General features: G+C 68.6%; 19 protein-coding genes and 3 tRNA genes. 13 read left to right on the top strand and 9 right to left on the bottom strand.

The features are described 5' to 3' along the window. Positions 1-48 precede the first annotated feature (48 nt). The gene (locus EH231_RS25455) at positions 49-198 is read left to right on the top strand and encodes a hypothetical protein (protein ID WP_090424544.1); all 150 of its coding nucleotides are present in this window, start codon (positions 49-51) and stop codon (positions 196-198) included. Here the strand turns inward: EH231_RS25455 and recD are convergent. The 3 genes from recD to recC are packed head-to-tail and all read right to left on the bottom strand — an operon-like array spanning position 195 to position 8292. Then, positions 195-1856, bottom strand: coding sequence for an exodeoxyribonuclease V subunit alpha (gene recD, locus EH231_RS25450; protein ID WP_124713547.1), 1662 nt, complete (start codon positions 1854-1856; stop codon positions 195-197). The two genes, EH231_RS25455 and recD, sit on opposite strands and share 4 nt — an antisense overlap. Beyond that, a complete protein-coding gene (gene recB / locus EH231_RS25445) occupies positions 1856-5110 on the bottom strand; it encodes an exodeoxyribonuclease V subunit beta (RefSeq protein WP_124713546.1) in 3255 nt (1084 codons plus the stop codon). Before recB ends, recD begins: the two co-directional genes overlap by 1 nt. Continuing rightward, entirely contained in the window at positions 5107-8292 is a 3186-nt protein-coding gene (gene recC / locus EH231_RS25440) for an exodeoxyribonuclease V subunit gamma (RefSeq protein WP_124713545.1), read from the bottom strand. Before recC ends, recB begins: the two co-directional genes overlap by 4 nt. A 103-nt stretch (positions 8293-8395) precedes the next feature. Between recC and EH231_RS25435 the strand changes: the two genes are divergently transcribed. Both EH231_RS25435 and EH231_RS25430 read left to right on the top strand, forming a co-directional pair. Beyond that, positions 8396-8779, top strand: coding sequence for a hypothetical protein (locus tag EH231_RS25435; RefSeq protein ID WP_124713544.1), 384 nt, complete (start codon positions 8396-8398; stop codon positions 8777-8779). 96 nt (positions 8780-8875) lie between these two features. After that, a complete protein-coding gene (locus tag EH231_RS25430; RefSeq protein ID WP_124713543.1) occupies positions 8876-10588 on the top strand; it encodes a PEP-utilizing enzyme in 1713 nt (570 codons plus the stop codon). Positions 10589-10591: 3 nt separating this feature from the next. Here EH231_RS25430 and EH231_RS25425 read toward each other — a convergent pair whose 3' ends face one another. Both EH231_RS25425 and EH231_RS25420 read right to left on the bottom strand, forming a co-directional pair. Then, positions 10592-11842: an MFS transporter gene (locus EH231_RS25425; RefSeq protein ID WP_090424549.1), complete on the bottom strand. Its 1251-nt coding sequence runs from the start codon at positions 11840-11842 to the stop codon at positions 10592-10594. Continuing rightward, positions 11839-12315 carry a MarR family winged helix-turn-helix transcriptional regulator gene (locus EH231_RS25420; RefSeq protein WP_164481011.1) on the bottom strand — a complete coding sequence of 159 codons (477 nt, stop codon included), beginning with the start codon at positions 12313-12315 and terminating at the stop codon, positions 11839-11841. The genes EH231_RS25425 and EH231_RS25420 overlap by 4 nt, the downstream gene beginning before the upstream one ends. Before the next feature lie 154 nt (positions 12316-12469). Between EH231_RS25420 and EH231_RS25415 the strand changes: the two genes are divergently transcribed. Next, a complete protein-coding gene (locus tag EH231_RS25415) occupies positions 12470-13018 on the top strand; it encodes a protease inhibitor I42 family protein (RefSeq protein ID WP_124713542.1) in 549 nt (182 codons plus the stop codon). A gap of 30 nt (positions 13019-13048) precedes the next feature. Here the strand turns inward: EH231_RS25415 and EH231_RS25410 are convergent, their stop codons facing one another. From EH231_RS25410 to EH231_RS25395, 4 genes are all read right to left on the bottom strand, one after another. Then, complete coding sequence (locus EH231_RS25410) at positions 13049-13759, bottom strand: crotonase/enoyl-CoA hydratase family protein (protein WP_124713541.1); 711 nt, start codon at positions 13757-13759, stop codon at positions 13049-13051. Between the two features lie 23 nt (positions 13760-13782). Next, on the bottom strand, positions 13783-14634 hold the full coding sequence (locus EH231_RS25405) for a DUF8453 domain-containing protein (RefSeq protein WP_124713540.1): 852 nt from the start codon (positions 14632-14634) through the stop codon (positions 13783-13785). A 73-nt stretch (positions 14635-14707) separates the two neighbouring features. Then, positions 14708-15697 (bottom strand): phospholipase effector Tle1 domain-containing protein, encoded by a 990-nt coding sequence (locus EH231_RS25400; RefSeq protein ID WP_090424554.1) that lies wholly within the window; start codon positions 15695-15697, stop codon positions 14708-14710. Positions 15698-15937: 240 nt separating this feature from the next. Then, the gene (locus EH231_RS25395; protein ID WP_090424555.1) at positions 15938-16663 is read right to left on the bottom strand and encodes an MBL fold metallo-hydrolase; all 726 of its coding nucleotides are present in this window, start codon (positions 16661-16663) and stop codon (positions 15938-15940) included. 172 nt (positions 16664-16835) lie between these two features. Between EH231_RS25395 and EH231_RS25390 the strand changes: the two genes are divergently transcribed. From EH231_RS25390 to EH231_RS25350, 9 genes are all read left to right on the top strand, one after another. Beyond that, on the top strand, positions 16836-17285 hold the full coding sequence (locus tag EH231_RS25390) for an RrF2 family transcriptional regulator (RefSeq protein WP_090424556.1): 450 nt from the start codon (positions 16836-16838) through the stop codon (positions 17283-17285). Beyond that, positions 17282-18517 (top strand): globin domain-containing protein, encoded by a 1236-nt coding sequence (locus EH231_RS25385; RefSeq protein ID WP_124713539.1) that lies wholly within the window; start codon positions 17282-17284, stop codon positions 18515-18517. The genes EH231_RS25390 and EH231_RS25385 overlap by 4 nt, the downstream gene beginning before the upstream one ends. Positions 18518-18628: 111 nt before the next feature. Continuing rightward, positions 18629-18701: transfer RNA gene (locus EH231_RS25380), tRNA-Thr, on the top strand. 39 nt (positions 18702-18740) lie between these two features. After that, positions 18741-18814: transfer RNA gene (locus EH231_RS25375), tRNA-Met, on the top strand. Positions 18815-18860: 46 nt separating this feature from the next. Continuing rightward, positions 18861-19028 carry a 50S ribosomal protein L33 gene (gene rpmG, locus EH231_RS25370; RefSeq protein ID WP_003881823.1) on the top strand — a complete coding sequence of 56 codons (168 nt, stop codon included), beginning with the start codon at positions 18861-18863 and terminating at the stop codon, positions 19026-19028. A 9-nt stretch (positions 19029-19037) separates the two neighbouring features. Further along, on the top strand, positions 19038-19502 hold the full coding sequence (hadA, locus tag EH231_RS25365) for a (3R)-hydroxyacyl-ACP dehydratase subunit HadA (protein WP_044516003.1): 465 nt from the start codon (positions 19038-19040) through the stop codon (positions 19500-19502). Further along, complete coding sequence (gene hadB, locus EH231_RS25360; RefSeq protein ID WP_090424558.1) at positions 19502-19930, top strand: (3R)-hydroxyacyl-ACP dehydratase subunit HadB; 429 nt, start codon at positions 19502-19504, stop codon at positions 19928-19930. Before hadA ends, hadB begins: the two co-directional genes overlap by 1 nt. 13 nt (positions 19931-19943) lie before the next feature. Next, the gene (hadC, locus tag EH231_RS25355; protein WP_090424559.1) at positions 19944-20453 is read left to right on the top strand and encodes a (3R)-hydroxyacyl-ACP dehydratase subunit HadC; all 510 of its coding nucleotides are present in this window, start codon (positions 19944-19946) and stop codon (positions 20451-20453) included. 177 nt (positions 20454-20630) lie between these two features. Then, positions 20631-20703 (top strand) — tRNA-Trp (locus tag EH231_RS25350). Positions 20704-20742 lie beyond the last annotated feature (39 nt).

Raw genomic sequence — 20742 nt, 5'->3', positions numbered from 1 at the left:
CTTACGGAGGATGTACATTGTGATCGCTGTCATAAGAAAGGGCGTGCAATGTTCGGTGCAGTTGTAGGCGTACTCCTGCTGGTGCTCGGCATCGGTGCGGTCGCCGGCGTCGTGACGGCTGTGGCGATGGGCTTGCCCACCCTGGCCATCGTGATCGGCCTCATCTCCGGCGCATTTTTCGCCGGACGCGCCGTTTAGAGCTTCAGCCGCTTTCGCAGGCCGGTCGCTCGGACCGCCTGCCGGGCGATGGCCGCGCGGATTTCCGCTTCGGAACCCACGACGCGTACCCGCGTCTTGGCCCGGGTGACCGCGGTATAGAACAGCTCCCTCGTCAACAACCGGGAATCTACCGGCGGTAGCAGCACGGTGACCTCGTCGGCCTGGCTGCCCTGGGACTTGTGGATCGTCATGGCGTGCATGGTCTCCACCTCGGTGAGCCGGCCCGTCGCGAATGACGCGGACCCGCCCACCGTTCCACCCACGATGGCCCGCAGTCCGTCCGGGGTGGCGACCGTGACCCCGGTATCGCCGTTGTAGAGCTTGAGCCCATAGTCGTTGGCCGTCACCAGGATTGGCCTTCCCACGTACCAGGAGGCCCACGTGGGCTCGCCGGTCGCCTCGGCCAGCCACCGCTGCACCTGACGGTTCCACTGCGCGACGCCGAACGGACCGTGCCGATGCGCGCACAACAACCGATGCTCGTCGAGGATGGTCAGCGCCGCGCTCGCATCCCCCAGGATCGCGGCCTGTCGCAGCGCAAGGGCATGCGGCACAAGCACTTCCCGCAGCCGCTCGGTCGGCTCGGCGAACACCCACTCGACGTGCTCACCACCGGCCGCCAGCACCTCCACCGCGCCCGAGGCGTCCCCGGCCCGGATTGCTGACGCCAGCGCGCCGATCGACTCACCGAACCGGTGCGAGGTTTGCAGCGCCGCCACCCCACGCGACCCAAGCCCCTCCACAAGGTCGGCCAACACCGCGCCGGCTTCCACCGAGGCGAGCTGATCGGGATCGCCGACCAGTAGCAGGCGGGTTTGCGGCCGCACCGCTTCCAACAACCGGGCCATCATGGTCAGCGACACCATCGAGGTCTCGTCGACGACGATCACGTCGTGCGGTAACCGATTCGCCCGGTGATGGCGGAACCGTGACGACGTGTCCGGGCGTGACCCCAGCAGCCGGTGCAGCGTCGTGGCCTGCAGGCCCGAGATCCGCTCACGGTCCACGGCATCGAGTCGGTTCACCTCGAGCTGCACGGCTTCCTGCAGCCGGGCGGCGGCCTTACCAGTCGGCGCGGCCAGCGCGATCCGCAGGGACGGGCGACCGGCCAGCGCCGCCTGCTCGGCCAGCAGCGCCAACAGCCGCGCCACCGTGGTGGTCTTGCCGGTGCCCGGCCCACCCGTCAACACCGTCAACCCCTGCGACAACGCCACTTTCGCCGCGGCCCGCTGTTCCTCGAAACCCGGCGGGAACAGCCTTGCCACATCGGGCGCCGAACCGCCTGGCGGGGTGCCCACCAGGGTCAGCACGTCGTCGCAGACCTGCTGTTCCTCCAGCCAGTACCGGTCCAGGTACAGCAGATCGCCGAACAACCGCAGCACCGGGGGAGTGCCTGTCAGCGGGCTGGCCGCCACCGCGGCCAGCCACTCGTCGGGCCGGGGCCACGGCAGCTCGGGCAACTGGGCCTGCTCGGCCACCGTACGCAGGTCCACGCACACCGAGCCGCCGCGCAGGGCCCGCACCGCCAGCGCCAGGGCCAGGGTGACGAAGGGGTCGGTCTCGTCGGCCAGCGTGCTCAACCTCCTGCCCACTTGCGCATCGGCGGGTTCGAGGATCTCGGCGAAAGCATCCAGCATCACGAGGCTCCCTGATCCAGTAGCTCCGACAGCGCGATCACCAGCGCCGCGGGCGGCTCCCAGCTGAACACGCCGGCCGGGTGCCCGCCGACGACGGGCGTCTGCGCCCCGCACATCCCGCGCACGAACAGGTACATCACGCCGCCCAGATGGGTGGCCGGGTCGTAGTCGGGCAGCCGCCACCTCAGGAACCGGTGCAGCACAACGCTGTACAGCAACGCTTGCAGCGGGTAGTCCGAGTGCAGCATGGCCTCGACCATCCGGTCCCGCCCGTAATCGGCCGCGGTGAGCGTCGCGTCACCGGTGCCCAGCCAGTTGGTCTTGTAGTCGACGACGACGAAGCGCTGCCCGATTCGCAGCACCACGTCCACCGAACCGGACAGATACCCGCGCAGCGGCTGGCGGCCCAGCAGCCCCGTCGACAACCGGTCGGCATAGACGGCCATCGGATCATCGGCCGGCAGATTTTCGTCGAGCAGCGCTCCGACGTCGGCCAGCCGCGCGAACTCGCCGCCGCGCAGGTCACCGCCGGCCATCGGGAACTCGAAATCCAGCTCGCACAACCGGTCCCGCAGCCCGATTTGGCGCAACGTCACGCCGGGTGCCAACGGGCCCAGCGGGGTGTCGTGCATCGGCACCAGCGCCGCCGCCAACTCATCGACAGAGACCTCGACCGGCCAGCGGGCCGCATGGCGGCCCACCTCGGTCCGCAGCTCGGCCGTCAGGTCCGCGGCCAGCGGGTCGGTGGTCTCGAGCACCGCATGCACGAGTGAGCCGAACGCGGCCCCGGTGGGCAACGAGGCCATCGGGGACGGCACGTCGGCGCCTTGGGCCGGGGCGACGACGGTGATGTCGGTCGACTCGTCGTCGAGCTCGGCGACCTCGGGCTCGCTGGACACCCCGGAGTGGCCGTCCTCTTCGGCGGCCCGCAGCAGCCCCGAGTACGACGTGCGCCGCCATGCGGTGTCGATGGAACGGTGAAAATGGCGCGCCGCCAGATCATCCGGTACTGCGAGAGGGGGCACGGGCGTGGCCGGGCAGATCACCGACTCCTCCAGCGCCGGACCACCCACGGCCTCCCACGCCCGCAACCGGGCCAGCGCATCGTCATCGGAGACCTTGGCCGGTGCGCATCGGTCGGGCACCGCGTCCTGGCCGGGAGCGCGCCCGCGCAGCAGCCGAGACAGGCCGCCGTTCGGCTCGTCATTCGACGGCGCCCACCACGCCACCACCTGTGACTGGGCCCGCGTCATCGCCACGTAGGTCAGGCGGCTGTCATCGGCGGCCGCCTCGGCCCGACCGGCCCGGGTCACCGCCGGATCCGGGCCGCCGATCTGCAGGCAGCGCACGCCCTCGTCGTGGAACAGCACCAGATCCGGCTCCGGCACATACCGATTGAATGCGAACGGTAGGTACACGATCGGGAACTGCAGGCCCTTGCTGACCCACACCGTCATGATCTGCACCGCGGCCGCGTCGCTGTCGAGGCGACGGTTGCGTTCGGACGTGCCGCCGCCCTCGGAGCGCTGGGTGCGCAGCCAGTCCCGCAGCGCGGCCAGCCCGAACCCCTCGCGGTGGGCGGTGTCGCCGAGCAGTTGGGTCACGTGGGACAGGTCGGTCATCAACCGCTCGCCGCCCTGCCAGGACAGCACGCGCTTGCCCATACCGGCCAGCTGCGCGGCCTCGAAGATCGCCGCCACCCCACGTTCGCGGGCATGGCCGGCCCAGGTGCGCAGCGTGTCGGCGACCCGGTCGGTCAGTGCATCACCGCCGGCGGCAAGGGTTTCCGCGGTCTCCCCGAAGAACATCGTGGCCGCCGCGGCCCGCACCAACCCTGGGCGGTGCGGCTGGTCGAAGGCCTCCAGCAGATACAGCCAGTCCTCGGCGGCCTCGGAATTGAACACATCCGAATCCCCGGTGTAGACCGCGGGGATGCCGGCGTCCAGCAGCGCGGTGTGGCAGGCCCGGGCGTCCTTGTGGGTCTCGACGATCACCGCGATGTCGCGGGCCTGCAGTCTGTCGCCGTCGAAGGTGGCGCCGCTGGTCAGCAGCGCACCGATGTCGGCGGCCAGGTCCTTGCCGATGTGGTCGCGCAGATCGGCGATCGGAATCACCTTGGTGCCGGCGCGGTTCCGCGTCACCACGCGCAGCCGGAACGGATCGTTGTGCGGCGCCCCGACCAGCCGGTGGCCCTGGTGGTTGGCCTGCACGTCGTGCACCACGATGTCCGGCCCGCCGAGTTCGGCGCCGCGCAGGACCGCCTGAAGGCGGTCCACCAGAACGCTGTCGCTGCGCCAGTTGGTGCCCAGTGTCTGCTTGTCACCGGCGGTGGCCGCGGCCCGCAGATAGGTGTCGATGTCCCCGCCGCGGAACGCGTAGATCGCCTGCTTGGGATCACCGATCAGGATCAGCGTCGACCGCCCGGAGAAGGCCCGCTCGATCACCTGCCACTGCACCGGATCGGTGTCCTGGAACTCGTCGACCATCACGATCGGCCAGCGCTGTGCCATGCGCACCCGCGCCGCCGAGCCCTCCGCCGCCAGCGCTCCGGCCAGCCGGGTCAGCAGATCGTCATAGCCCAGCACGCCGCGGCGGCGTTTGCGAATCTCCAACTCCGCCAGCACTGCCCGCGCGAAACCGAGCCGAATCCCCGCCGGGGACTCTGGCTCGGGATCCAGCGGCCGCAGCTCGGTCGCCGGATTGGACACCACCACCCGGGCCAGCCGCAGCGCCTCGGCATACCCCAGCTCCGGGACATCCCGCTGAGCACCGAAGTGGGCGAGATACAGATCGTCCACGATCTCGCACACCAGCTCGTCAAGACTCTCGACCAGCGTCACACCCGAATCACTGTCCCCGGCCACGCCGAGGGACTTCAGCACGATCTGGCAGAACTGATGCGTCGTGGCGATGGTCGCCGCATCGAAGCCGGCCAGAGCGTCGCGCAGCCGCTGCCCGCGGGCCTGCTGGTCCTCGGCGATCAGATGCCGCAGCAGATCGTTGTCGGCACGCGAGGGATCCTCCAACGCCACCAGCGCGCCGACGATCTGGGCGCGGACCCGCTCGCGCAACTCCTGACTGGCGGCCCGGCCGAACGTGATGAGCAGCATCTGATCCAGCGTCGCCGCACCCTCGGCCACCAGCCGGGTCACCAACCCCGCCAGCGCGAACGTCTTGCCGGTGCCCGCACTGGCCTCCAGCACCGTGGTGCTGTTCTTCTGCGGCAGCGGACCGAGGAGGTCGAAGACGTTCACGACGGCGACCTCTCGGCCCGCAGCATCGGAAGCCACAACCGCTCGGAATACTCACCCAGCCCGGCCAGCCGACTCAACGGCACGCCGCGGCCCCACGCCCGCACATGGGCGGGCGCCTCGTCCTCACCGGGGAATCTGGAACTGCGCCAACGGAATCCCGCTTCCCGCTCCGGGTCGTCACCTGCGTGCCGCGCGGCCGCCCAGGCATACGAGGTCTTGATGGGCAGCGGCAACGGCTCCCGGCGGCCCGCGTCGTAGATGGCCACCAGATCGGCCAGCAGCGCGACCGGATCGTCCGGGCGGCCCAACCCTTCGACGCGCGGGTTGTCGCCGCGCCGGGGGCGCCCGATACACACCGCAGACCAGTCCCGCCCCGGGTGCCCGGCGGCCAACGCCAACAACGGAATCCAGGATTGCAGCAGGTGCTTGCCGTCGAGCTTCGAATAGGTGACCGACACCAGCCGGTCACCGAACGCCGGGGAGACCGTACCGGTCAGCCGGCGCCCGTTGCCCAGATCGATGTCGACGTCGTAGGCCTGTGGATCGGTGCTGCGGTGCCGCAATGCCTCGGCGGCCAGCAGCGCGCACTGATCGCGCAGCGCGATCGCGCGGCGCCAACCCAACTGGCCCGGCGGCAGGGTGCCGCGACGCCACTCGGCCTGCTGGGCGTCGGCCGGGGTCATGCCGCGCAGGATGTCGTTCAGCATGCGATCGCCGACGGTCCATTCCTCCAGTGCGTCGATGTCGACCGGCATCACGTCCGACACCCCGTCCACATCCCAGGGCAGCGTGTACTCCAGCGCGCGGAAGAAGCCCTTCACCGGATCCTTGAAGAACGTGACGAGATCCTCCAGCGCGACGTCCCCGGCCGGGGGTGGCGGCAGCGGGTGGGCGAAGAACGGCGGCCGCTCGGCCCGCTGTCCGGCGCTGGCCTGGGCCGCGGTGAGCACCGTGGGGTCGAATGTGAACGGGCCGTCGGGTCGCAGCGCGCCCGGGGTGACGTTGCGGATGTCGAAGGGCTGCAACGGGTGTGCGGTCACCACGTCCACGGGTTGCTCGGCGGTGACCTTCAGTGTGTCGAGCAGCTCGGCCAGCGGCACCGCCGGCGGGCGGGCCTGACCGGAGTATTCGTTGGCGCCGGTATAGGTGACGACGAGGGTCTGGGTGGCCGCGCCGATCGCGTCGAGCAGCAGCTGGCGGTCCTCGGAACGGATGTCGCGTTCGCCGGTACGCGGGTCGCGGGCCAGCGCGTCGTCGCCGTCGACGGCACCCAGCCGGGGGAAGACGCCGTCGTCCAACCCGACCAGGCACACCACCCGGTGCGGCACCGAGCGCATCGGCACCATGGTGCACACCGTCAAAGTGCCGGTGCGGAAATTGGCCCGCGTCGGCCGCCCGGCCAGATGCCGATCCAGCAGTGCGCGAACATCGCTGAGCCGCATGGGCGTAGCGGGCGCGCCCGCGGCCTCGGTGATCTCGGCGAACTCGCGCTGTACCTGGGCGGCAGTCCACTCCTCATCGGAGTAGGCGAGCGCCTCGATCCCGGTGCTCAGCGCCGACAGCCACTCACCGAGGGGGCGAACCCCGCTGAGCTGATCGACGGCGTGCCTGAGCTTCTCCACGAAGTCGGCGAACCGGCCGGCCAGCTCGACCCGGTTGCTGCTGACGTCGTCGAGCGGCAGCGTGGTGCCCAGCCAGGCGTGCGAATCGTCGGACATCGCCACCCCGGCCAACACCCGGTCGATACCGAAACGCCAGGTGTTGTGCAGGAATTCGACGCCGTACGGGCTGCGGTGCTCCTGATCGAAACCCCACCGGATGTTGGCCTCCCGCACCCAGGCGGTGATGGCCTCCAGGTCGTCATCAGTGAAACCGAACCGGGCCCGCACCGGATCCGACTCGGCCAGGTTGAGCACCTCACTCGCGGTGGCCCGCCCGCCGGCCAGGGTCAGCACCGAGGCTGCCACCGACAGCAGCGGATTCGTCTGCACCAGGGCACGATCGGCCAGCCGGACCCGCAGCTTGTGCGCCGGATGGGCGCCGCGCACCACATCGCCCAACCCGAAACCGGCCGTGATCAGCGGCGCATAGGTCTCGATGTCGGGGCACATCACCAGGATGTCGCGTGGTTCGAGGGTGGGATCGTCGGCGAGCAGGCCCAGCAGCACCTCGCGCAGCACCTCGATCTGCCGGGCCGGGCCGTGGCAGCTGTGCACCTGCACCGAGCGGTCCTCAGGCCGAGGTACCCGCCCGGTGGGGCGAACCGCGTTGGCGGCGATGTCGGACTGCAACCAACCCAGCACCGTATCCGGATAGCCCGTGCCACTGAGATATTCGTCGGTGTCTGCGGCCGGCAGGCTGCGCTGCAACTCGCGCAGGTCCCGGCCGAGGGTGGCCAGCAGCGGATGGCCGACATCGCGGTGACTGCTGTCCTCACGGCGGGGGAGCGGGCCGGTGTGCGCGGTCAGCGACTGCCACAGGTCGTCACTGGGGTGCGGCAGCCACAGATGCAGATCGTGATGAGTGGCCAGCGCGGTGAGCAGTTCGATCTCGGTGACCGGCAGCCGGGTGTGCCCGAACAGCGACAGCCGCTCGGGTAGGTCACTCGGTGATTCAGCCAGCCGGGCAAGGGCTTTCGCGTGCCGGATGTGCGGCGGCTCGGCGTCGATCCGTTCGGTCAGCGCCTGCCACAGCGGAGCCTGCCAGGACAGGTCGTCGGGCAGGCCGTCCCAGTCGACCAGAAGTTGCGGGCGCTGCCGGGCATAGGAGGCGAACAGTCCGGCCAACCGGCGGGCCACCGCGTAGCGCCGGCCCTGACGCAGCTCGTACTCGTCACCGGTCTCGAAGTGACCGAGGTGCGTGGCCACCGGCCGGCACCACGGCTGGTCCAGGTTGTCGTCGATGACCGCCAGCAGGGGCCAGGCCATCGAGTCCGCCGACCAGGGATCCTCCTCGGCGGTCCCGGTCAGCTCGGCGATCAGCGAACGCGGGTTGCGGAACTCGACCGCCGCGCACACCCCGAGCCGGTTCGACAGCCGCTGGCTCAGCCAGCGCTCCACGCCCTTGGCCGGGACCAGCACGAGCTCCTGGGCGAACGGATCGGACGGAGGTTGCGACAGCAGACCAGCCAGTCCGTCGGCGAGCAGATCGGTGCGCTCGGCCCGGTGCAGGTGCAGTGCCATCGATACACACGATAGGACCGCGGGCCGACACCGAAAACCCCAGGCCGACGATCCTGAGCAAATCGACTGACAGCCCGCCCGCGGCCGCCGCACACTGATTGGGATGCGCGTTGTGGTCAGCGGTACCTGCGACGGCGCCGACGCCGCTATCCGGGCGGAACTGCGGCGCAGGGGACACCAGCTGTCCGAGGCCGGCAGTGTCGTCGTGCGGCTGGAATCCCGCGTCATCACGGTGACGCGGGACGCCGAACTGCGCGTCGAGCTGGCCCCGGTGCTGGGCCGGGATGCGGCCGGTGCGACACGCCTGCGCTACGCCGCACCCGTCATCGTCGGGGCCAGGAACCGGCCCAACCCGGTGCAATTCGTTCACCCCGATGACGTCGCGCGCTTCATAGCCGACGCCGTCGACAACCCGGACTGGGCCGGTGTGGTGGGCCTGGCCGCCGACTCACTGCCGTTGCGGCAGGTGGCCGCGCTGCTGGGCTAGCCGTACTTCGAGCGGGCCGGCGAGGTCGACCCCGAGCTGGACACCGCCCGGCTGAGTGCCCTCGGATTCCACCCCGCGTGGTCGGCGTCAGACTGCGTGCGGGACTTCGCCACAGCCAACCGGGCCCACATCGTCGTGCGCGGTAGGCAGATTCGGCTGCCGTGGCGTTACCCGTGGGTGCGGGTGCCCACCCGCGCGCCGGCGCTCCGATATCCGGCGAGCGATGCCCGCGGCGAATTCGACACCGACGTCGACCCGCGCTGGCCCGCATACACCGCGGTGAACACCACCGAGGCGTTCCCGGGGCCGATGACGCCGTTGTCGCTGGAGCTTTCGCTCGACGGCATGCGGGTCATGGGGGTCCACGCGGTCGAAGCGATGAGCGTGGACGGTGAGTTGCGCCGCGCGGTCATCGAGGAGCAGACCGGGGCCTTCGGCCACCGGATCTACGCCAACCTGACGGTGCTGTTCGCGGCGGGCGCCGTACTTCCCGCCGCCGGGCCTGCGGGCTGGCGCGACAAGCTGTTCGGCGCCGACCATGACGACGACGGCTCCGAGACCGCGCGGGCGGGGCTGTGGGCCAAGGCGCGCCGGTTGCCGCGGCTGCTGGTGTTCGTGGCGTCCTCCGGTACCGAAACCAAGCGGATGGATGTCGACGCGCGCAGCCGGCAGCGCGGTGCCGCGTATTACGCCGGCCGGTCCGACGTGCGACTGCGCGACGAATTGCGTTGTCTGCATGACGAAGTCGTCGACGCCTGGGGCACGGCCGCACTCATTACCCTGGCTTCGGTGTCGTTCACCGGCGTTCTCGAGATCCTGGCCCGCCGCTCACTGTCCACCGAATTCTTCGGCGGGATGGAGAAATTGGCGAGCGCGGGTCTGACCATGGCCACCCGTGCGCTGGCCGCCGATGTCGCCTCGGACCCCGCGATCGCGGCCGTCCTCAGGGAACACCGAACCGGGCCGGCCATCGAACTGCTGAGGACGCAGCACCCGGAGTTCGTTGCACGGCTCGATGCCGTGGTCGCCGCATGGGGACACCGGGGACCGGGGGAGAGTGAGCTGGCCAACCCGGTCTTCGCCGACGACCCGGCAGTGTTGCTCGAGGTGGTCGGCAAGCTCGCGGGCGCTGCCCAGCATCGAGTGCCCGAGCCGGCGATGTCGCCGTGGGTGCGGTTGCTGACCTGGGTCGGGGCGTGGTTCCAGCGGTCCAGGGAACGCGGCCGCGACGCCGCGATCCGCCTCACCCACGAATATCGACTCGCTGCCCGAGAACTGGGCGCGCGGCTGGTGGAGCAGGGCGTCATCGTCGACCCCGACGACGTGTTCTACCTCGTGCTCGACGAACTGCTGTGGCCTCCGCTGGACGTCCGGTACCTGGTGTTGCGCCGGCGGGCCGAACGGGCGCGTCTGGAGCGCGAACGGCCACCGCTGGACTTCGTCGGGACTTGGACGCCGAGTCCCGAGACGGTCCCCGAAATCGGATGTGGCGAAGCGCTTTCCGGGATACCGGCGTCTGTCGGCTCCGTCACGGGCCGCGTCCGGGTGGTGACCGTGGAATCGCTGCACCAACTGAGCCCCGGCGAAATCCTGGTCGCCGACAGCATCGACGTCGGCTGGACGCCGTACTTCACCTATGCGGCCGCGGTGGTCCTGAGCACCGGGGCCACGATGTCGCATGCGGCGATCATCGCCCGGGAGTTCGGCATCCCGTGCGTGGTCGGATCGAAGACCGCCAGCCGGGTACTGCGCACCGGCCATATCGTCGAGGTCGACGGGGCGGCCGGACGCATTGTGCGGGTGGCCTGAGCGTCAGGCCGCCACGGGGTTTGGTGCCGACAACGCGGCCGGGCGGGCGGCCAGGGTCACCGCCAGCGTCACCGCACCGGCGATCATGAACGCCACCCGCACGTTGAACACGTCGGCCGCACCGCCCAGCAGTGCCGCCGCGAACGGGCGCGACCCGAGGAAGCCGACGAGCCACAACGCCATGATGCGGCCCCGCAGTTCCTCGGGGGCCCGCTCCTGCACGACGGTGCTCAGACCCGTCATCGCCCAGCCGAAACCCAGCCCCGCGATCGCGAAACCCGCCAGGGCCAAGGCCGTCACGGTACTCAGCGCCAGCAGGCCCGACCCGGCGACCAACATCCACAGCCCGATCGCCGATACCAGGGCCGCGGGCACCCGCCCACGCAAAGAAGCCAGCACCACCATGCCGACGGCCGCGCCGATGCCGAACGCCGCCGACAGCGCACCCACCAGATGGGCGCCGCCGCCGAGATCCTCGGCCATCGACGGGGTGAGCGTGATGGACGGATCGGAGGCGAAGCCCACCGTCGTCACGGCCAGCAGCGCCAGCAGCAGCGGACGGTCCCGCCAGACGTAGGCCAGCGCCGCGCGCACCCGGTAGTCGCCGTCCGGGCTGCGCTCGGGCCGGGCCGGGAAGGTGACCAGCAGCAGGAAGATCGCGAACACCATGTGCAGGCCCGCGCTGATCGCGAAACCCGGCGCCGCGCCGAGACGGGCGGCCAGGAACGCGCCGATGGCCGGACCCAGGATGCGGCCGATGGTCATCGGAATGCTGTTGAGCGCCATGGCCGTCGGCAGTTCGCCGTCGCGGATGAGACTCGGCACGACCGACTGCATGGCCGGGCCGCCGATGACGAATCCGAAGCCCACGAGGGTGGAGCCGACGAGTACCGGGACCGCCGCGGCCGTGCCCTGCAGGTCGGGGGACAGGTACAGCCAGAGTGCGGTCGAGCCGGAGCCGATGATGCACAAGACCCGGCCCCACAGGATCTGGCGGGCCGGGTTGCCGACGTCGGCCCACTTGCCGCTGGTCGGGCTCAGGATGAGCTGGGGGAGGAACTGGGCGACGCCGACCATGCCCACCATCACCGCCGAGCCGGTGGCGTCGAAGATCACGATGGCCGCCACGATGCCGTGCGTCCACACCGCGACGACGGAGAACATCTTGCCCCAGAACAAGGCGCCGAAGACCGGGTCGAACATCAGCCGCAGGGCGCCGCGCGGCTGCGGGCGGGCAGTGGTCTGGGCCGTCACGAACAGATCCCCCGCTCGAAATCGGTCACCAGCTGCTCCAGCAGGTCGACGAGTTTGTCGACGTCGGACTCGGGCCACTCGGCCACGGTCTCGGCGACCATTTCGCGCCGCCGTTCGGTGACGTCGGCGAGGGCCCGGCGTCCCGCGTCGGTGAGGGTGAGCACCCACCGGCGCTGATCATCGACGTCTTGGCTCTTGGTCAGCAGCCCGGCGGCGACGACATTGGCGACGGTGCGGCTGGCGGTGGAGTGCTCGACGGCCATGTTCTCGGCCACCTCGCCGATCGATGCGCTCTGCCCGGCCTTCTCCCGCTGCTCGACGGCGCGCAACACCCGCAGCGTCGACAGCGACGGGACACTGCCCGATGCGTCGATCAGCCGGCGCCGCCACCCAGGGCGCTGCCGGACGGTGTGAATGCGCACGAGGAGCTCATCGAGTTGGTTGTAGCGAGGCACTATATGTGCATAGCACATACATGTATTGGTGCGATCGGCGGTGCGGGCGCGGAGTCGTCGCCCGTCGCTCCGCGTTTGACGCCGTGGCGTTACGAACGCGAGGGGACCGCCCCGTCGCTAGGGCGCGAGATTGCCGTCAACCACGGTGGTAGCCGGCCCATACGATTGTTTGATGTCAGAGGGATGGGGCCGGCCCGTGCGTTGGCTGGCCCTTTCGCTTCTGTGCTCGCTGGTGCTGATGGCGGGTGGCTGTGCGCCGCAGCCGGATGTGATCGCAACCGACGATGACAATGGCGGTCACGTCCAAGTCCGGAGCGGCCAGCTCTTCGACATCGTGCTCGCCGACGATTACGACCAAACCGGTTGCCAGTGGCGCAAGGAAGACAACTCCGCCCCCGACGTCGCGGAATATCTGGGCCAGCTCTACCAGCCTGCCCGGAAGCCGCCGCCTGCGGGAAACGGCAATGGCACCAACACCATGAGATACCGAGCGCGGCAGACGGGAACTGCGCAGGTCAGCCTGGTCGAGTCCGACAACGGTGACCGGGTGTGCCGGCGCTACGCGGTGACCGTCACGGTGGGCCCACCGACCTGGTGGGACGGTATCGCCTCCGGCGCCGAGTCCGCTCTGCCGTACGTGGCCGCGGTGGTGGTCCTGGTGACGGTGTTCGGGTTGGTCGGGCGCCTGGTGTACCTGCTGGTGCGGCGCCTGCGTGGGTGACCCTGTCGAGCAGGGCCGACCGGAAGGCGTCTAACCCGCGAATTCCTTTGCCAGCCCGTCGATTCCGGCGCGAATCGCGGTGATGGCCTCGGCGCGGGCCTTGAGCTTGCTAGCCACGTGTGCACCGGTGTTCAAGGTTGCCGCAGCTTCGGCGGCCACCTCCTGGGCGCGGGACAGCACCGCGTCGGCCTCGACGACCTCATCGAGCCAGCCGCCCGCGATGGCCACGTCACCGGTGAACACCGCGGCCATGGAGACTCCGCGTTGAAAGGCGGCGCGGGTCAAGCGCATCCGCATGATCTCGATGGCCGAGATCGGCAGCGTCATCCCGATCTTCACCTCGTTGGCCTGGCACCGCGACGTCACCGAGCCGACCCGATGATCACCCGACAGCAGCAGGAACGAGCCCATCGCGATGGCATGTCCGGTCGCGGCCATGATCACCGGCACCGGGAAGGTCAGACACCGCACCGACAGCTCGAAGCCGCCGGCGAGCATGGCCAGGGTCGCCGCCGCATCGCCGGCCGAGAACACGCTCAGGTCGAACCCGCCGCTGAACACCTTCGAATTGCCCGCCAGCACCACGGCTTTCACCTCGCCGGCAGCCGCGCCTGCGGCCGCCTGATCCAGCGCCGCGTTGATCTCGGCCTGCATCGCAGGCGACAGTGCGTTGACTTTGCCGTCGTCCATCGTGATCGTGGCGACGGCATCGTTGAGCTCGTAGCTCACCAGGCTGCTCATCGCACTGATGCTAGCGAGTGGCCTCAGGCCCGATGACGCCTGCCAGAGGTTGCCGCCGGTTTGATCAGGTCGGTCTCGGGGTCGTCATCGTCGTAATCGTCGTCGTCATCGTCATGGCTGGCCTCGTACCGGTCGCGCCAGCGGGACCGCACCTCGGCGCCCAGGGCATTGATGCGGTTGATCTCGTTCCGCAGCGTCTGCTCGTCGGACTCCTTGGCCGCGTACTGGAAATACGTCAGCACACCGCGCAACAACTCGAGCTTCTGCTTCTCCCGGCGCGCCTGGTCATGGGTGGTCAGCAGCTCCATGCGGTCCACCGGTGGCAGCGTCGCCCAATCCAGCACCGCGGTGTTGCGCAGCTTGCGCCCGCTGGGCTTGCCGGGGGAGCCCGGCTCGTCGTAGTAGGTGACTGCGCCGTCGAAGCGGGACGCGATGGCCTCACCCAATTGCTTGCGGTCCAGGGCCGAATCCCACACGATGCGCCACTCCTGCGACGGCGCCAGGTACGGGATCTCGGCGGGCAGGTTCAACGGCACGATGTCGACGAAGTTGTCGTCGTAGGAGCTTTCGTATTTGCCGACCGTCGGCGGGTTCGCGAACTCGAACCGCAAACCGTAGGCCGGCCGTTGCCCGTAGTTGCGGACGACCAGTTCGACCAGATGCCAATCGGCACTGCTGGGCTCCATGAACATCGACACGTTGGGCTGAGTCAGCTCGGCCTGCCGCTCCTTGGCCTTCAGGTACTGCCGCCACGCATAGATCAGCGCGATGACGACGACGACGATCGCCACCCATGCTGCGAGCGCAGTCCACGCACCCGGTTCGAAACTAGCCAACTCACGCCCCCGCTCCGTGACTGAATCGATGATCCCCACCAAGTGGGTATATCACGGACATCAGGCGCGGGCAGCGGTCCGGCTCAGCAAACTTTGGCCAAAACCGGCCGGCTCACGAGGCGATGGCGGTGAGGATGTCGCGCTGCACGGTCGGGGTCACCGGCCTGTGCACCAACCGCTCACCACGGGCCAGCCACTCGGTATCGGCCCATTCGATGCGCGCGGGCAGCCGCCGCCAATAGTGCGGGTGCGAACGCAGGTACACCTCGACGCTGGCGTGCACCCGCGCGTCCAGCGGTGCCCGGCACCGACCGATCGCCGATGCGGTCCCGGCCAGCGCGTCGAGGTCGGTGGGGCAGGCTGTGTTGTCGACAACGTGTAGCCCGGCGGCGATGGCCCCGTCCAGCATCCAGTCCAGGGCGATATCGGCCAGCGGCCAGCAGGCACCCGTGCCACCGGTGACATCGCAGCGGGCTCCCCGGAACCAGACTTCGTCGAGGCGCTCGCAGTACCGCACGGTCCGGCGCCCGCCGTCCACGCCCACCGCATGCCGGCCCGATTCCACGGTCGGCAGCGGACCCATCCGCTGTTTGGTGCCCGGAGTGGCCGTCGCGTTCCACAGCCCGACGAACCGCACCGGCACCGCAGGGTCGCGATCGCCGACGAGTTGCGCCGCCAGCACCCTGATCTGCCGCCAATCCTGAGGCGTGCGCGGAGTGCGGGGCAGTACGTAGGTGGCGAGTGCGTAGTCGAGCACGTCGTCGGAGTGCGCCGGCAACAGGCCGACCGTGCCGAGCAGGGTGGCCAGCTCACCGGCGCGATGCCCGCCTTCGCCCCCGCCGAACACGAAGATCCGGTCGCCTGGATCCCAGGCGTCGCCGAGGAATCGGTACGCCTCGACGATGGCGGCTCGGGCTTCGCTGACGGCATCTCCGCGGCGGCCCGGCGCGATTCTTCGGCCGTGTCGTATGGCCGTGCCGCTGTGATACCAGGTCAACTGATCGGTGTCGTCCAGCAACCGAAACAGCATCTCGGTATTCGACGCGTCACGGAGTCCGGGATGTTCATCTGTGTGGTCGAAGCACAGCACGATGTTCTTCACGGTGACCCCCGGCGGGACTGTCAACTACTGCTCAACTATTGCTGACAGTTACTTTGCCGGGTCTGCAGCCTGATGTCCTGAGTATTGCACTACTCGAATCGCGGAAACCGGTGCTTAGTTCCTATTGCAACCGTTTTGGCAACGAAATCCGTGGCAGATAGCCGGTAGCAAGGCGGAATAGCCCCGTTGCGGCGGCGTTAATTCAGCGGATTCCGTATTTGGCCCGACTGGAACGGTTCATCAGCCGCCCATCAACATGCGCCATTGGTCGAGGTTTGACGCCCGATACACGTAGTTGCTGCGTTTGACCTCATCGAGCGGAGCGCTCGGTTCCTCCGAGTACCAGTGCCCGGGGAAGACGGTCGGGTCTCCGGGCAGCTTGGCCAGCGCCTGAAGACTGCGGAACATGTCGTCGACATTGCCGCCGGGAAAGTCGGTGCGCCCGCATCCGTCGAGGAACAACGTGTCCCCGGCGACCAGTCGGCCGCCCAGCAGGAAGCACTGGCTACCCGGGGTATGGCCGGGAGTGTGGAGTAGCTCGATCTCCACCGCGCCGACCGAAACCTTGTCGCCGTGCACGTGCTCGGTCAGCTCGCTCTGCGCGATCCCGGTGACCTGGGAAACCCAGTTGGCCTCGTGGGTGTTGACGTGGACCGGCACGCTCTGGCGTTCCAGCAGCTCGGCGAGGCCCTTGAGGGAGAAGCCCGCCATCGTGCCGCCGACGTGGTCGGGGTGGTGATGGGTGACCAGCACGCCGGACAGGTGCATGCCGTCGTTCTCGAGCGCGTCGACCAGATCGTTGGCCGCATACGCAGGGTCGACGACCACGGCATCGCCGGTCTCGCGGTCGCCGATCAGGTACGAGAAGTTGCGCATCTGCTGGGCGATCACGTCGCCGGCCGCGTAGTCGCGACCTGACAACAACTGCCGGAAGTACAAGCGGTCATCAACCTGGGGCTCGGACATCCGTCAAGACTATGGGTGGCCGGTGTGCGGCCCAGGGCCGACGTGGTGCCCGGTGCCCTGGATCACCGGGGACCGGCATCCGCGCAGGTCTAAAAACCGCACGTCATGACGTGTTTGACCCCACATCCAATAAAACTCGCATCGAAAATGCGGAATTACTAGCGTCATCGGTATGCACCTCACCCGGTTCACCGACCTAGGACTGCGCACGCTGATGCTGCTGGCCTCGGGTGAGTCCGAGTCCCGCCGCATCACCACCCGCACCATCGCCTCGGGGGCCAACGCGTCCGAGCATCACGTCGCCAAGGCGGTGTCCAAGCTGTCCGAGCTGGGCATGGTGCACGCCCGGCGGGGCCGGGTCGGGGGACTGGTGCTCACCGACGCCGGGCGCAACGCCTCGATCGGCTGGCTGGTGCGCGAACTCGAAGGCGACCGCGAGGTCATCGAATGCGGCGGGGATTCCCCGTGTCCGCTCATCGCGGCCTGCCGGCTCCGCCGCGTTCTGGCCGACGCCAAGGAGGCGTTCTACCGCGAGCTCGACCGCTACACCGTGACAGACCTGACGGCAGACAACCGCCTGCCGATTGTTTTACAACTCACAACCGAAGGGAATCTCCGATGACCGTCACCAGCCCCGAGCCGTCTGCGGTACGCGACGAACTGGAGCCGCACCACGCCGAAATCGTCTCGGCGACACTGCCTCTCATCGGCGCGCACATCGACGAAATCACTTCGGAGTTCTACCGGCGACTGTTTGCCAACCACCCAGAGTTGCTGCGCAACCTGTTCAACCGTGGCAACCAGGCCCAGGGCGCCCAGCAGCGCGCACTGGCGGCTTCGATCGCCACGTTCGCGACCCATCTGGTCAACCCGGACCTGCCGCACCCGTCGGCCCTGCTGGCGCGCATCGGTCACAAGCACGCCTCGCTCGGCATCACCGCCGGCCAGTACCCGATCGTGCACGACAACCTGTTCGCCGCGATCGTGGAGGTGCTGGGTGCGGATACCGTGACCGCCGAGGTGGCCGAGGCCTGGGACCGGGTCTACTGGATCATGGCCGACACCCTGATCGCGCTGGAGCGGGATCTGTACGCGGGTGCCGGCGTCGAACCCGGTGACGTCTTCCGGCGCCTGCGCGTCGTCTCCCGCGTCGACGACCCGTCCGGTGCGGTGCTCGTGACGGTCCGTGCCGCCGAGCCCGTCAACTTCGCTGCCGGACAGTACGTATCGGTCGGCGTGACCCTGCCCGACGGTGCCCGTCAGCTACGGCAGTACAGCCTGGTCGGCGCACCCGGGTCCACCGATCTGACGTTTGCGGTCAAGCCGGTCGACGCCGTCGCGGACCAGCCCGCGGGCGAGGTGTCGTCGTGGATCCGGGCCAACCTCTGTGTCGGCGATCTGCTCGACGTCACGGTGCCCTTCGGTGACCTGTACAACGGCGGCCGGCCCGACGGCCCGCTGGTGCTGGTGTCGGCTGGGATCGGGGTCACCCCGATGGTCGGCATCCTGGAGTTCCTGGCCGCCGAGGCGCCCGAGACCCACGTGCGGGTCCTGCACGCCGACCGCAGCGACAACGGTCACCCACTGCGGGAGCGTCAGCAAGAGCTGATCGACGCACTGCCCAACGCGAGCCTCGACCTCTGGTACGAGGACGGCGTCACCGGTGGTGCCCCCGGCGTGCACGCCGGCCTGCTCAAGCTCGACGGCATCGAACTGCCCGCCGACGCCGCCTACTACCTGTGCGGCGGGGCCGGCTTCGTCGAGGCGGTCCGCACCCAGCTGAGCGGGCGAGGGGTCGCCATCGAGCGGGTGCATTGCGAGCTGTTCGCACCCAACGATTGGCTCCTGGACTAGCCGACCAGGGAAAACAGCTCCTCGGCGGCCGCATTGACCTGCGGTTTGGTGCGGCTGCCGGGGAGGTTGTACCCTCTTTAAGGCCCCGCAGCCGCAACGCCGCGGGGACAAGCCCCCTTAGCTCAGTCGGCAGAGCGTTTCCATGGTAAGGAAAAGGTCAACGGTTCGATTCCGTTAGGGGGCTCGGTGGACGCCCGGGCGGAGCCCCGCCCGCGTCGATCGGGGCGGTGTAGCTCAGCTGGTTAGAGCGCACGACTCATAATCGTGAGGTCGGGAGATCGAGCCTCCCCACCGCTACAGGAACATCAAAAGCAGAGCGTGATTTTGAGCAGGGAGAACTGACGTGGCGTCGAGTACCGACGTACGGCCGAAGATCACTTTGGCGTGCGAGGTGTGCAAGCACCGCAACTACATCACCAAGAAGAACCGCCGCAACGATCCCGACCGGCTCGAGATCAAGAAGTTCTGCCCTAACTGCGGCACCCACCAGCCGCACAAAGAGTCGCGGTAGCCATTCGCTGTGGCTCTTTCGACCAGCATCGTCGGGATGCACTACCGGCATCCTGAGCACTACGAGGTCGGGCGCGAGAAGATCCGCGAGCACGCGATCGCGGTCAAGAACGATGGTGCGTTCTACCACGACGAGGCTGCCGCGGCCGAGCTCGGATACGACTCGGTGCTGGCGCCGCTGACCTTTATCTGCATTTTCGGTTACCAGGCGCAGTGGGCCTTCTTCGAATGGGCCGAGATCGGCATCCAGGATGCTCAGATCGTCCAGGTCGATCAGGAGCTGAAGTTCCACAAGCCGGTCAAGGCCGGTGACAAGCTGTACTGCGACGTCTACGTGCACTCCGTGCGCAAGGCGCACGGCACCGACATCATCGTGACCAAGAACATCATCACCAATGACAACGGTGAGGTGGTCCAGGAGGCCTACACGACCCTCGCGGGGCGTGCGGGTGACGGAGAAGAGGGTTTTAACTGATGGCGCTGCGCGAGTTCAGTTCGGTCAAGGTCGGCGACACGCTCCCGGAGCGGGTGATCCCGCTGACCCGTGGAGATCTGGTCAACTACGCCGGCGTATCCGGTGACCTCAACCCGATCCACTGGGACGACGAGATCGCCAAGCAGGTCGGCCTCGACACCGCGATCGCCCACGGCATGCTGACCATGGGCGTCGGCGGCGGCTACGTCACCGAATGGGTCGGCGACCCGGCTGCCGTGACCGAGTACAACGTCCGGTTCACCGCCGTCGTGCCGGTTCCCAACGACGGTGTCGGAGCCGAGATCGTCTTCAACGGCCGCGTGAAGTCCGTGGATCCCGAAGCGAAACTGGTCACCATCGCCATCTCGGCGACCGCAGGCGGGAAGAAGATCTTCGGGCGGGCCATAGCGACCGCGAAACTGGCGTAAGGAGTTCTGGGCCATGGCACTCAAGGCTGATATCCGGGGAATGGTCTGGAAGTATCCGTACCCGTTCCTGATCGGCCGCGAGCAGATCCGTCAGTACGCCAAGGCCGTCAAGGCCATGGACCCGGCCAGCCACGACGAGGCCGCTGCAGCCGAACTCGGCCATGACGCCCTGGTCGCTCCGCTGACTTTCGCCTCCACGCTGGCGCTGCTGGTGCAGGAACACTTCTTCCAGAACGTCGACATCGGCATGGAAACCAAGCAGATCGTCCAGGTGGACCAGAAGTTCGTGTACCGCAAGCCGCTCAAGGCCGGCGATCAGCTGCACGCCGTCATGGAGGTCACCTCCGTAGAGGAGCGCTTCGGCGCCGACATCGTCGTCACCCACAACGTCTGCACCGATGACGAGGGTGCGGTGGTCCTGGAGGCCATCACCACCATGATGGGTCACGACGCCGACGATTCCATCCAGGTGAAGTGGGATCCGGAAACCGGCAAGGTCGTGCGGAAGGCCGCCGGGGAGTAGTCGTCATCAGTGGGTGCGATTAGTTTCTGGCGCCCACGCCGGGTACACTCGGAAACCGGGGTTTTTCCCATTTCAGCGCGCTGTCCGTCTGCTTGACCATCGAGCGATCGGGGAGCGCGCGAATTGTGTAAGCCTCGACGCAGTACGGTGACGAAAGTGCCAGAAAGTCACCAACAGAGGGGCGTAGCTCAACTGGCAGAGCAGCGGTCTCCAAAACCGCAGGTTGCAGGTTCAAGTCCTGTCGCCCCTGCTCAAACTGAATACTCGACAACGTGTGGACACTGGAAGG

The organism is Mycolicibacterium nivoides, from assembly GCF_003855255.1.
In the GTDB taxonomy this organism is placed as follows: domain Bacteria; phylum Actinomycetota; class Actinomycetes; order Mycobacteriales; family Mycobacteriaceae; genus Mycobacterium; species Mycobacterium nivoides.
This window is presented reverse-complemented; position numbering and strand designations above follow the sequence as displayed.